This is a genomic window from Microbacterium sp. NPDC090225, assembly GCF_044772365.1.
GTDB lineage: Bacteria > Actinomycetota > Actinomycetes > Actinomycetales > Microbacteriaceae > Microbacterium.
The window spans coordinates 2,463,869-2,475,133 of record NZ_JBIVYS010000001.1; the positions used below are offsets into that span (position 1 = coordinate 2,463,869).

At 70.1% G+C, this 11,265-nt stretch carries 16 protein-coding genes; 7 read left to right on the forward strand and 9 right to left on the reverse strand.

The genetic code is table 11. The annotated features are described in order from the left end of the window. Positions 1–173 precede the first annotated feature (173 nt). The 3 genes from ACIQTT_RS11830 to ACIQTT_RS11840 are packed head-to-tail and all read left to right on the forward strand — an operon-like array spanning position 174 to position 908. Entirely contained in the window at positions 174–383 is a 210-nt protein-coding gene (locus ACIQTT_RS11830; protein ID WP_402789954.1) for a hypothetical protein, read from the forward strand. Next, on the forward strand, positions 383–637 hold the full coding sequence (locus ACIQTT_RS11835) for a hypothetical protein (RefSeq protein ID WP_402789957.1): 255 nt from the start codon (positions 383–385) through the stop codon (positions 635–637). The genes ACIQTT_RS11830 and ACIQTT_RS11835 overlap by 1 nt, the downstream gene beginning before the upstream one ends. 10 nt (positions 638–647) lie before the next feature. Further along, a complete protein-coding gene (locus ACIQTT_RS11840; RefSeq protein WP_402789960.1) occupies positions 648–908 on the forward strand; it encodes a hypothetical protein in 261 nt (86 codons plus the stop codon). A 110-nt stretch (positions 909–1,018) separates the two neighbouring features. Here ACIQTT_RS11840 and ACIQTT_RS11845 read toward each other — a convergent pair whose 3' ends face one another. The 6 genes from ACIQTT_RS11845 to ACIQTT_RS11870 form a co-directional block, all read right to left on the reverse strand. Further along, positions 1,019–1,591: a DUF805 domain-containing protein gene (locus ACIQTT_RS11845; RefSeq protein ID WP_402789963.1), complete on the reverse strand. Its 573-nt coding sequence runs from the start codon at positions 1,589–1,591 to the stop codon at positions 1,019–1,021. Positions 1,592–1,777: 186 nt separating this feature from the next. Beyond that, positions 1,778–2,080: a hypothetical protein gene (locus tag ACIQTT_RS11850; protein WP_402789966.1), complete on the reverse strand. Its 303-nt coding sequence runs from the start codon at positions 2,078–2,080 to the stop codon at positions 1,778–1,780. Further along, positions 2,077–2,382, reverse strand: a complete 306-nt coding sequence (locus ACIQTT_RS11855) for a hypothetical protein (protein WP_402789969.1) — start codon at positions 2,380–2,382, stop codon at positions 2,077–2,079. Before ACIQTT_RS11855 ends, ACIQTT_RS11850 begins: the two co-directional genes overlap by 4 nt. Beyond that, positions 2,379–2,693, reverse strand: a complete 315-nt coding sequence (locus tag ACIQTT_RS11860; protein WP_402789972.1) for a hypothetical protein — start codon at positions 2,691–2,693, stop codon at positions 2,379–2,381. The genes ACIQTT_RS11855 and ACIQTT_RS11860 overlap by 4 nt, the downstream gene beginning before the upstream one ends. Beyond that, positions 2,690–3,010 (reverse strand): hypothetical protein, encoded by a 321-nt coding sequence (locus ACIQTT_RS11865; protein ID WP_402789975.1) that lies wholly within the window; start codon positions 3,008–3,010, stop codon positions 2,690–2,692. The genes ACIQTT_RS11860 and ACIQTT_RS11865 overlap by 4 nt, the downstream gene beginning before the upstream one ends. 318 nt (positions 3,011–3,328) lie before the next feature. After that, complete coding sequence (locus tag ACIQTT_RS11870; RefSeq protein ID WP_402789978.1) at positions 3,329–3,646, reverse strand: LysR family transcriptional regulator; 318 nt, start codon at positions 3,644–3,646, stop codon at positions 3,329–3,331. A 138-nt stretch (positions 3,647–3,784) separates the two neighbouring features. Here ACIQTT_RS11870 and ACIQTT_RS11875 point away from each other — a divergent pair, with 138 nt between their 5' ends. Then, positions 3,785–4,483, forward strand: a complete 699-nt coding sequence (locus ACIQTT_RS11875; RefSeq protein WP_402789981.1) for a gamma-glutamyl-gamma-aminobutyrate hydrolase family protein — start codon at positions 3,785–3,787, stop codon at positions 4,481–4,483. A gap of 49 nt (positions 4,484–4,532) precedes the next feature. On the opposite strand, the gene ACIQTT_RS11880 is transcribed toward ACIQTT_RS11875, so the two are convergent. From ACIQTT_RS11880 to otnK, 3 genes are read right to left on the reverse strand one after another with little or no spacing between them, the layout of a single operon-like run. Then, positions 4,533–5,333 carry a DeoR/GlpR family DNA-binding transcription regulator gene (locus tag ACIQTT_RS11880; protein WP_402789984.1) on the reverse strand — a complete coding sequence of 267 codons (801 nt, stop codon included), beginning with the start codon at positions 5,331–5,333 and terminating at the stop codon, positions 4,533–4,535. Between the two features lie 12 nt (positions 5,334–5,345). Next, positions 5,346–6,002, reverse strand: a complete 657-nt coding sequence (locus ACIQTT_RS11885; protein ID WP_402789987.1) for a class II aldolase/adducin family protein — start codon at positions 6,000–6,002, stop codon at positions 5,346–5,348. Continuing rightward, positions 5,986–7,233: a 3-oxo-tetronate kinase gene (otnK, locus tag ACIQTT_RS11890; RefSeq protein WP_402789990.1), complete on the reverse strand. Its 1,248-nt coding sequence runs from the start codon at positions 7,231–7,233 to the stop codon at positions 5,986–5,988. The genes ACIQTT_RS11885 and otnK overlap by 17 nt, the downstream gene beginning before the upstream one ends. A 166-nt stretch (positions 7,234–7,399) precedes the next feature. On the opposite strand from otnK, the gene ACIQTT_RS11895 reads away from it, so the two are divergent. Genes ACIQTT_RS11895 through ACIQTT_RS11905 form a run of 3 tightly spaced genes read left to right on the forward strand, consistent with a single transcriptional unit; the run spans position 7,400 to position 11,015 of the window. Next, positions 7,400–8,698 (forward strand): homoserine dehydrogenase, encoded by a 1,299-nt coding sequence (locus ACIQTT_RS11895; protein WP_402789993.1) that lies wholly within the window; start codon positions 7,400–7,402, stop codon positions 8,696–8,698. Beyond that, entirely contained in the window at positions 8,695–9,666 is a 972-nt protein-coding gene (locus tag ACIQTT_RS11900) for an amidohydrolase family protein (RefSeq protein WP_402789995.1), read from the forward strand. The genes ACIQTT_RS11895 and ACIQTT_RS11900 overlap by 4 nt, the downstream gene beginning before the upstream one ends. A 38-nt stretch (positions 9,667–9,704) precedes the next feature. Next, positions 9,705–11,015, forward strand: a complete 1,311-nt coding sequence (locus ACIQTT_RS11905) for an MFS transporter (protein WP_402789998.1) — start codon at positions 9,705–9,707, stop codon at positions 11,013–11,015. Positions 11,016–11,265 lie beyond the last annotated feature (250 nt).

Here is an 11,265-nt window from a genome sequence, read left to right on the forward strand (position 1 = left end):
TGCGGGCGCGATGCCCCCTTAGGAGACGAGCGAGGGGGCGGATTCTTACGCTGATGCCCGAAATCGGAGGGGGTGCGGACGGGCCGCGACCGATCCCGAGGGCGATCTCGTCATGTGGATGAGGGGGCGTACGTGTGAGGCGACGCCGGCACGATACGACGGGGGAAGCGGTCATGGACCAGTGGAAGTGGAATCTCGGACAGGCGGGGATCCTGTTCCTCGGCGCGGTGGTGTTCTCGCTCGTCATCGCGGCGGTCGGTGCCAGCTGGTGGGTCGCGCTCGTCGTGCCCGCGGCGTTCCTGTCATCGGGGATCATGCTCACCCGGGCGCTGCGCGAGCGCCGCCGCGAGCGACGAGTGACTCATGTCGAGTCTCGCCGGTGATGGCGAAGAAGCGGGCGTATCTGCTGCAGGGACTCGTGTTCCTCCTCGTCGGGGGAATCCTCCTCTTTGCGCGCGACGATAGGCGCGTCGTCGAGGCGATCCTCACGTTGATGTTGGTGTTCGCGGTCTCGGCGTGGGGGTTCGTGCTCGCGCTGCGTGAGCGGGCGCGCGAGCGCGTGACGCCGCGTCGACCGAGCAGCCGTCGGTATCGGGCGGTGGCCGCGGCATCCGATTCTCTGCCGGGCGAAGACTGAGGTCGGGCGGATGCCGCGCTGGCGCTGGTTCCTCGTGCAGGGCGTGCTGTTCCTCGCCGCGGGGGTGCTGTTCGGATGTGCGCTGGTGTTCGGGTCGGCCGGTGCGTGGGTGGGGGTCGCGGCGCTCGTCAGTCTCGTGATCGCTACGGTCGCCCTGGTCCTGGGGTGGCGGGAGCGGCGGCGGATGCTCGAGGCGGAGGCGGAGGCGGAGGCGGAGGCGGAGGCGGAGGTGGAGGCGCGGTCGCGGCGTCGGCGTCGGCGCGGGGTGTGAGGGGTGCACGCTTGCGAGTTGCAGGGAGGCTTTACACCCGCAGGGCGGATCGGGTGGTTTATCCCTGCACGTGTGTTCTCTCCCTGCAGGTGGCGGGGGCGCGCGTCGAGTCAGGGGGCCGGGTCGAACCGGCGGCCCTCCTTCTTCGCGGGCTGCAGCATGAGCACGAGGAGGAAGAGGCCCCCGACGGCGGGGAGGAACGACAGGAAGAACCAGGCTCCGGCGAGACCCGCGTCGTGCAGACGCCGCCAGGTGAGGGCGAGCCACGGCACCACGAACGCGAGGGCGATGACGCCGCCGATCGCGGCCCCGAGCGGGACGAGCAGGGCGGCTGTCGGGTCGTCGAGGATCGCGGCGCCCGCTGTGCCGACGGGCATCGCGGTGTCGGGGTCGGCGCCGGCCGAGACGGTCAGCTGGCTGGTGATCGAGTGCGTGATCCCGGAGGCGAGGCCGACCGTCAGGAGGGCGTTCGGCGCGAGCGACACGAGGAACACGAACAGCGCCACCCACCAGAACTCGCTCTTCGAGGCCCGCCCCGTGAACGTCGCGAACTGACGGAAGAACCGGCTCACCGCCTGCGCGAACGTCGCGCGGTACAGCGGCTGGGACAGGGGAGCGGATGCTGCGGACACGGGTCTCCTCGACGGTTCGGCGGAAGCATCCGCCCCCTCAGTCTCGCGCATGGGGGCATCCTCATGTCCGTCGTAGGGCCCTTCGACAAGCTCAGGGACCCAGCTTCGACGACTGGGTCGCCGAGCCTGTCGAAGCGGTCCGCCCCGTGCTCCTGTGCACGGACGAATCACGAAGCGGCCACCCCGGTCTCGGCGGCGGCAGTGGGTCTCGGCGAGAGCTGTCGCCCTTCGACGGGTTCAGCGACTCGGTCGTCGCAGCAGGACGCGGATGCCGTAGCCGATCAGCGCCGGGACGATGCAGAGCAACACGATCTGCAGGACCGGTTCGAAGAGCGGGCGGTTCCACAGGAAGACGATTCCACCGGGCATCGCGGCGCAGAAGAACATCAGGAGGCCGAACCCGCTGGGTCGTCGATCGGACCCCGTGGTCTCGCGCTTCTGGGCGCTGAGGCGTCCGAGGTTCATGCCGTAGGCCAGAGACACGATCACGAGCGCGATCGCGACGGCGATGCTGATGAGGGTGACGGTCTGTTCGGTCATCGCATGCTCTCCTTCGAAGGGTGATCGGGTCGACGCCCCCTGGCCGCGAACGCATGGGCGCTGTAGCCGATGGTGAACGGCGCGGCGATCAGGGCGAGGAACTGCAGCCAGAGCGGCCCGAACAGCGGATGCTCGGCGCTGCGCAGCCCGAAGACCGCCAGGATGAGCGGGTACGCGATCAGCGTGAAGGTCGCCGCGCGCATGCGGCGGTGTCGCGCGATGTGGGTCGTGATGCCGAGGCACAGCGCGGCGATCGAGACGATCGCCGCGGAGACGATCGGGATGAGGACGGTGTCGTTCATCGGGAGGCTCCGGTTGAGGTGTCGGGTGCGGATGCTTCACGGGTGCGCCGTCGCGTGCTGCGCTTCTTGTGCAGCCAGTAGCCGAGGCCGCACGGGGCGGCGAGAGCGTAGGGGAAGTACGACCAGTCGCCCAACGACGGGTGCATGCGTACGAGCGTGACGCACATCACGCACATCACGAATGCGAGGATGGCTACGCTCAAGCGAGGTGAGTACGTGGTCTCCGGTTCGCCGACCGAGCGGAGATCCCAGCCGAACCGCACGGCGACGATGACCATGGCGATCACAGCGGCCACCTCCCAGCCGTTCACCGCTCGCCCTCCTCGATCTGGGGATCCCGGCTCGGAGGATCGGCGGGGGATGTGCGGAAGTGCTGCGCGAGCAGGGCGAAGCCGAGCCCCAGCGCTGCGGGCAACAGGAGGAGCAGCAGGTATTGCAGCCACAGGGGTTCGATCGCCGGCTCGTGCCAGAGCTGCACGCCCGCCACGATCAGCCAGACCGCGGCGACGACGGCGAGCGCCCCGCGCCGCCGTGCGGGTGCGCCGCTTCGGTAGGAAGCGACGAGCATTCCCAGAAAGAGCGCCCACGTGCCCATGGTCAACGCGTTGAGGGCAGAGGCCAGTGCCATGTGTCGTGCCTTTCGCTCGTCGACCCTCCCCAGGATGGACAGCGAGTCGGCGACGATACGGGCTGATTCTGGACGGAGCCTGAGTGGCTGCACGGGGTCCCTGAGCTTGTCGAAGGGTCCCGCCCTGTGATGCTTCGACAGGCTCAGCAACCCAGGGCTCGGCAACCCGAGGCTCAGCTCAACAGGGCGGGGCGACGAGAAGAGGGAGGGCGTTGGGGCGCCCTCCCTCGGGATCCGGTCGTGGGGACCTGGATCGGATGCCGGCGGGGAGGCCGGCTGCCGGCGGGGAGGCCGGCGAAGGCAGAAGCCCTTCAGTGGTTAAGACGCCGTATATCGGTTTTCGTGACGTGATCGGTGGGGTGAGTTTTCGAGCCCATCGACGTAGTCGCGCATATCGGCACGCACCGACTCGACCTCGTCGAGGATGTGCCGGGCGCGCTCCTGCAGGTGGCGACCGGCCGGCGTGAGCGAAACCCGACGGGTGCTGCGCTCGAACAGCGGGGTACCGACCTCCTGCTCGAGCCGACTCACCTGCACGCTCAGCGGGGGCTGCGACATGTGCAGGCGCTGGGCCGCGCGGCCGAAGTGGAGCTCGTCGGCGACGGCCATGAAATAGCGCAGTTGACGGAGCTCCATGAGGGCACGATACGTGTCTCGTATTACCGCTCCGTTACGGGGAGATTGCGAGCGAAACGGTATCAATACCGTATTTGACCTGGGGTTCTTCGCAGGGTTTCCTGGTGCTGGAGGAGTACCCATGACCGAGGCATCCGCATGACGGCCCCGCACGTCGCCCTCTTCCATGTGCGCACTCACCGTGCCCGCGCCGCCGCCGGCTACCAGGCCCTGCTCGACAGTCTCAACGACGCGGCCGTCGCCGCCGTCGAGGGGCTCGGCTGGACCGCCTCGCTGCACGCCGCGGCCGAAGACCCCGAGCCCGAGCTGCGCCGGGCCTCGCGCGACGCCGACGTGGTCGTGATCCTCGGCGGCGACGACATCGAGCCCGGGCTCTACGGCCAGGAGGACCGCCGGCCGCGCCGATCGCCGTACGAGCGGCGGGCCGACCGGCTGCAGATCGCCGTGATCATGGATGCCGTCGGCGCCGGGCGGCCGCTGCTCGGACTGTGCCGCGGGCATCAGCTGCTCAACGTCGCCCTCGGCGGGAGCCTGCTGCAACACGTGCCCGGGCACCGGGGGCCGGGGGTGGAACCGTTCATCGCCACGGCGCTTGATCCGTCTGCGGTGGCCCCCGGTCTTCGCGGCCCGACCCTGTGCACGCACCACCAGGCCATCGACGAGCTCGGTGAGGGGCTGGTGGCGCTCACCCGATCGCGCGACGGGGTCATCGAGGCCATCGCGCACGAGACCCTGCCGTTGTTGGGGGTGCAGTGGCATCCCGAGCATCCGCTGACCGCCGCGACGCAGTTCGGCGCGCTGCTGCGAGCGGTGCATGCGGGGGAGTTGGTGGCGTAGGGGCGGGAGTGGGTCCCTGAGCTTGTCGAAGGGCCCCGCCGCGTGAAGGCTATGCGCCGGTGCGGACGACCGTGACGCCGCGCTCTTCGATGCCGGCGGCGGTGGCGTCGCTCAGGCCCGCATCGGTGACGATCACGTCGAGGTCTTCGAGGTCGAACACCCGGTAGCGGCCGAACGAGCCGTACTTCGAGCTGCCGGCGACGAGCACCGTCTCGCTCGCGCTCTCGATCGCCGCGGTCTTCGGGGCGATCTTCGACTCCGTCGGGGTCGTGACGCCACGGCGCAGATCCCACGACGACGACGAGAGGAACGCGATGTCGATCGACAGCTCGTGCAGCGTGAGAGCGGCGAGACGCCCGGTGGTCGACTGGTTGGCCTTCTCGACGCGTCCGCCGATGGCGATGATGTCGGCGGTGGGGTGGTCGAGGAACGCGGCGATGATCGCGAGGTCGTTCGTCACGACCGTGAGGTCCTGCACTGTCTCGAGGTGCGGGCGCATCGCCTGGATGGTCGTGCCGGCGTCGAGGTAGATGGTCATCGACTCGGTGACGAGCGATGCCGCGTGGCGGGCCATCGCGTCCTTCTCGGCGACGTCCTGCCGAGCCTTCTCGAACCGCGACGGCTCGGCGACCAGGCGCGAGGCGATCTTCGCCCCGCCGGGGGTCGCGAGCACGCGGCCGGCTTCTTCGAGCACGGCGATGTCGCGTCGGATCGTCATGTGGCTCACGCCGAGGATGCCGGTGAGCTGGCGGTAGCTGAGCACGCCCTCGCGGCGCAGGTGCTTGACGATCAGCTCGCGCCGCTGCTCGGGGATGAGCGGCGTGGCGGTGGCGTCGTCGGAGGGGGTCATGTCGTCGTCAGCCTAGCGAACGAGGGCGGATTCCTCGGTCCAGGGAGTGCCCCACCGGTCGGCGAGAGCGCGCACGTCTTCCGGTGGCAACAGGCGGCGGGGCTTGCCGTCGGTGAGCAGCGCGATGCGGCACGCCTCTTCGAGCTCGATCGCCGCTTCGACGGCCGCATCGAGGTCGGGCGCCGACACGATCTGACCGTGGTTCGCGAGCAGCGCGGCACGGAACTCACCGGGCAGTGCGAGCATCTGCGCGGCGAGGTCGGGGTCGCCGGGCACGCGGAACGGCACCAGCGGCGTCTGGCCGACGCGCATCACGAAGTAGGGGGTGAGCGGCGGGATCGCGCTGTGCTCCGCCCACGGCTCGAGGCAGCTCGCGGCGACCGCGAAGGGCGAGTGCAGGTGCACGACGGCGGTGTGCTCGGCGTTCTTGGCGTAGAACGCGAGGTGCAGGCTGAGTTCCTTCGACGGCTTCGCGCCGCGCAGGTGGTCGCCGCCGCGGGTGGCGACCGCGATGTCGGCGTCGGTGAGGCGGCCGAGGTCGGTGCCGGTGCCGGTCATGTACACGACGTCGTCGACGCGGATGCTGACGTTGCCGCTGCTTCCGGGACTGATGCCGGCGGCGGCGACGCGCGCTCCGGCCGCGATGAGTGCGTCAGTGGGAGTGGTCATCGAGCGCCCTCCAGGCGGTGGTGAACATGTCGTCGGCGCCGAAGTTGCCCGACTTGAGAGCGATGGTGACGGGGCCGTGCGTCGTCTCGGCGGCGCTCCAGCACACGCCGGGCGCGATGCGCGGTCCGATGCGCAGACGCTGGATGCCGAGGCGCTGAACGACGGCACCCGAGGTCTCGCCGCCCGCGACGATCACCTGGGTGACGCCGAGCTCGGCGGTCGCGCGGTCGACGATCGCCGAGAGCACCTCTTCGATCCGGCCGGAGACGGTGTTGCCCTCGGGGCCGCGGCGGATGTCGTCGAGCGAGCCGACGGTGTAGACGAGGGGGATGCTGTCGGCGTCGAGCGTCTCGAGCCACGCGACCGTGTCGGCCACGACCTGCGCGGGGTCAGCGGCGATCTCCTCGATGTCGAGCTTGCGGGAGGGCAGCGTGCGGGCAGCGTGCGCGATCTGCGCGCGGGTCTTCGCCGAGGCGCTGCCGCACACGATCAGGCGGCGCCCGGGGGCGATCTCGATCTCGGAGAGCGTGCCGGGCCGCGGTCCGGTCATGCCGAGCGCGAGACCCGCCCCGCCGGTGACGACGCGCCAGTCCGAGACGGCGGTCGCGATGGTCGCGAGGTCGGCGTCGGTCATCGCGTCGACGACCGTGTAGCCGTCCGGCTCGGAGCCCAGGATGCTGCGGAGCGCCGCAGGTCCTGCCCACACGGCATCCGCTCCCACTTCGTGGATCGGGCGTGCGGTCTGCGGGGCGAGGATGTCGCGCAGGCGCGACTGCGTCATCGGCGTGAGTGGATGCTGTCGCATGGGGGAGTGCTCGAGGAGCTCGTCGTGCACGAACAGGTGTCCGCGGTAGACGGTGCGGCCGTTGTCGGGGAACGAGGGCACGACGATCGTGCGGGTCTCGCCGAGCTCGTCGAGCACGGCGTCGAGGATCGGGCCGATGTTGCCCTCGGGCGTGGAGTCGAAGGTCGAGCAGTACTTCACGTAGTAGCGACGCGAGCCGAGGGCCTCGAGGGCGCGGACGGCGCGGAGCGACTGGGTGACCGCGTCGCCGACCGGGGCGGTGCGGGTCTTGAGGGCGACGACGACGGCATCCGCATCGCCGAGCTCGGCCGGGTCGAGCGGGGCGTCCTCGATCGAGACGACCGCGCGGAATCCGCGCTGGCGCAGCGCGATGGCGAGGTCGGTCGCGCCGGTGAAGTCGTCTGCGACGGCGCCGATGTCGATCACGGTTCCTCCTCGGGAGTGGGTGTCCCCATTCCACCACGTGTGAACTGTTGTGAACAAATTTGAGAAATGTTTACGACTGTGAAACAGTGTTCGAGGCCGCAGGGAGAACCCGCTCCCGCAGCTCTCGTACGACCGCACGGAACGTCCCGTGCAGAGGGGACCACCGATGACCCGCGCTCCTATCCGCGTCGCTCTCACCGGCGCACGCGGAGGTTTCGGCCGCACGTTCCTCTCGCAGCTGCGCTCGATCGACCGCATGACGGCCACGCAGCTCATCGACCCAGACGTCGAGGGCGTGCGCACCCTCATCGCCGATCTCGGCGCCCTCCCCGACGCCGAGCCGATCCCGGGCCACGACGCCGTCCGCTGGGACGAGATCGACGTGCTCGTCGAAGCCTCCGGTCGGGTCGAGGCGGGCTACCGCTACGCCGCCGAAGCCATCGACCGCGGCATCCACGTCGTCATGGTCAGCAAGGAGATCGAGAGCGTCGCCGGCGTCTCGCTCTCGCGCGCCGCCCGCGCGAAGGGCGTCGGCTACCTGCCCGGCGACGGCGACCAGCCCGCCAACCTGCTGCGCCTGCTCGACTGGGTCGAGCGCGTCGGCCTCGAGGTCGTCGCCCTCGGCAAGTCCGGCGAGTACGACCTCGTCTTCGACCCCGCCACCGGAGTGCTCGAGCAGCAGGGCGAGCGGATCGAGGCATCCGCCCTCACCGACCACCTGTTCCTCGGCGACGACATCGCGGCGACGCTCGCCGCCCGGGCATCCGTCGTCGCACCGCTCAAGCGCGCAGCCGCCGCCGACTCCTGCGAGATGGCCGTCGTCTCGCTCTACGCCGGCGCCACCGCCGACACCGAACGCATGCACTACCCGGTCGCCCGCCCGAGCGAGCTGGCCGACATCTACGCCCGCCGCGCCGACGGCGGCATCATCGGCACCGACCGCACCGTCGACGTGTTCTCGGCACTGCGGCTGCCCGGCGAGACGAGCTTCGCCGGTGGCGTGTTCGCGATCGTCACCACCGGCGACCCCGAAACCTGGGACCTGCTCGCCGGCAAGGGCCACATCGTCTCGCGCTCGGGCCGCTACGCCTGCATCTACTGGCCGTACCACTTCATGGGCGTCGAGACCCCGCTCACGATCGACGCCCTCGTCGACGGCACCTCGACCTTCGCCGAGCCGCGTCACCACACCGTTCTGGCCGCCCGCGCGGCCGGAGCGCTCGCCGCGGGCACCACGTTCGAGGTGCGCGGCCACCACCACGAGATCGACGGCGTCGCGCCCGTCATCATCGATCGGGCGGATGCCGTCACCGACGCCGACGACACCCTCGCGGCCGCCTACTACCTGCTCTCCGGCGCGCGCCTCGTGCGCGACGTCGCCGAGGGGGAGCTCATCCGCCTCGCAGACCTCGACGGCGTGGCCGACGACGTGCGCGCCGCCTTCGTGGAGGGTGTGCGGCTGTGAGCATCGAGACCGCCCGCCGCATCCAGGATGCGCGCCTCCCCGAGGGGTACGACCTGCGCATCGTCGACGCGCACCACCACTTCTGGGACCTCGAGGGCGACGGGCACTGGCCCTGGATCCAGGACGAGTACAACGAGCAGTTCTTCCTCGGCGACTACAACGCCATGCGCCGCACCTTCCTGCCGCGCGAGTACCTCGCCGAGACCGCGGGCTGGCACATCCTCGGCACCGTGCACTGCGAGGCAGAGCGCAGCCGCAGCGAGCAGGTCGCCGAGGACGACTTCCTGCAGGGGCTCAGCGACGCCACCGGCGGACGCTTCCCGATCGCCGCCGTCGCGCACGTCGGGTTCCTCCAGCCCGACCGCGACGAGGTGCTCGCCGGCCACGCGCAGCGCTCCATCGTGCGCGGCATCCGCTCGAAGCCCGTCATCGCCCCGCGCGCCGGTGAGGCCGCGACCGGCCCCGGCACGCTCCACGACCCCGCGTGGGTCGAGGGCATCGCCGCGCTGTCGGCGCACGGGTTCTCGTGGGACCTGCGCGTGCCCTACTACCACCTCGCCGAAGCGGCCGACGTGCTCGCCGACTTCCCCGAGTTGACCGTCGTGATCAACCACTGCGGCCTGCCGCTCGACCGCGACGCCGACGCCCTGCGCGTCTGGCGCGACGGCATGGAGCGCCTCGCCGGGCTGCCCCGAACCGCCGTCAAGGTGTCGGAACTCGGCCTGTACCGCAACCGCTGGGACCGCCCCTCCAACGAGGAGGTCGTGCGCGACACCCTCGCGATCTTCGGTGCCGACCGTGCGCTGTTCGCCTCCAACATGCCGGTCGCGACCCTGACCGCCCCCGACTTCGACGAGGTGATGGACACGATCCTCACCGGTGCCGCCGGCCTCGACGCCGCGGGACTCGACGCGCTCTTCCACGGCACCGCCGCGCGGGTCTACCGACTCGACGTGCCCGCCGCCTGACCCGACACCCGAACCCCCTGAACCGACGAAGGACCCTCATGACGACCGTCAACGACGACAAGCTCTTCCGGAAGGTGATGCTGCGCGTGCTCCCGCTCGCGATGCTCGGCTTCTTCCTCTCGTACCTCGACCGCGTGAACATCGGCTACGCCCAGGCCACCATGAGCGCCGACCTCGGCTTCTCGAACGTGGTCTACGGCCTCGGCGCCGGGCTGTTCTTCATCGGATACTTCATCTTCGAGATCCCCTCGAACCTCATCCTCGCCAAGGTCGGCGCGCGCAAGTGGATCGCGCGCATCATGATCACCTGGGGCCTCATCTCGGGCCTCATGTTCATCGTCGACAGCGAGTGGATGTTCTACCTGCTGCGCTTCCTGCTCGGTGTGGCCGAGGCCGGCTTCATCCCCGGCATCCTCTTCTACATGGCGCACTGGTTCCCGGCCAGCCGCCGCGGGCGCGCCTGGGGCATCTTCTACATCGCCCTCGCTTCTTCGGGCCTCATCGGCGGCCCCGTCTCGGGCTTCATCCTCAGTGGCATGGACGGCGTCTGGGGCCACACCGGGTGGCAGTGGCTGTTCGTGATCGAGGCGATCCCCACCGTGCTGCTCGGTATCGTCATCCTCTTCTGCCTGCAGGAGGATTACCGCAAGGTCACCTGGCTCACCGAACCCGAGCGCGACCGCCTCGGCTCCCTCCTCGCGGCCGAACGCGTCGACGAAGCCGAGACGCCGCTGCGCAAGGTCTTCACCAGCAAGCTGATCTGGCTGCTCACCGCGGTGTACTTCTCGTACAACTTCGCCCTCTACGGCATCAGCTTCTGGCTGCCGACCCTCATCGGCGACCTCGGCATCACCGACACCGTGCAGGTCGGCTTCCTCAGTGCGCTGCCCAGCCTCGCGGCGATCATCTCGATGGTCACCTTCGGCTACCTGTCGGACCGTGCCGGAGAGCGCCGCAAGTTCATCGCCGCGGCCTTCCTGCTCAGCGCCACCGGCTTCGCGATCTGCATCATCGCGGGCACCGACCCGGTCTGGGGAATCATCGGTCTGTGCCTCGCGAACGCGGGCGCCCTGTCGATCCCGGCGATCTTCTGGAGCTTCCAGACCTCGATGCTCGCCGGCACCGCCCTCGCCGGTGGCATCGCGCTCATCAACTCGACCGGAAACCTCGCGGGCTTCGCGGCGCCGTACCTCATCGGCTTCGTGAAGGACGCGACCGGCGTCGCGACCGTCGCCCTGTACATCACGGGCGGCATCATGATCGTCGGCGCGATCCTCACCATGACCGTGCGGCAGCATCGCGCCGTCGCCACGGCGAAGGATCTCCCGTCGGAGCTCGTCTCGAAGTAGACCCCCCGCTACCGAGACCGGCGAAGCCCCCGCAGACAGTGTCTGCGGGGGCTTCGTCGTGGTGTCAGGGCTGGGTTCCTGAGCTTGTCGAAGGGCCCCGCCCCGAGGAGCTGTGTCTTCGGGGGGGGGGGGGGGGAGGGGGACGCTTGGAAAGGCACAGCCACCCCCGGGGGTGGGGCGGCCCCCCCGGGGGTGGGGGCGGGGGCCCGAGGCCCGTAGCATGGTTACGATAAAGGAAACAAACACCAAA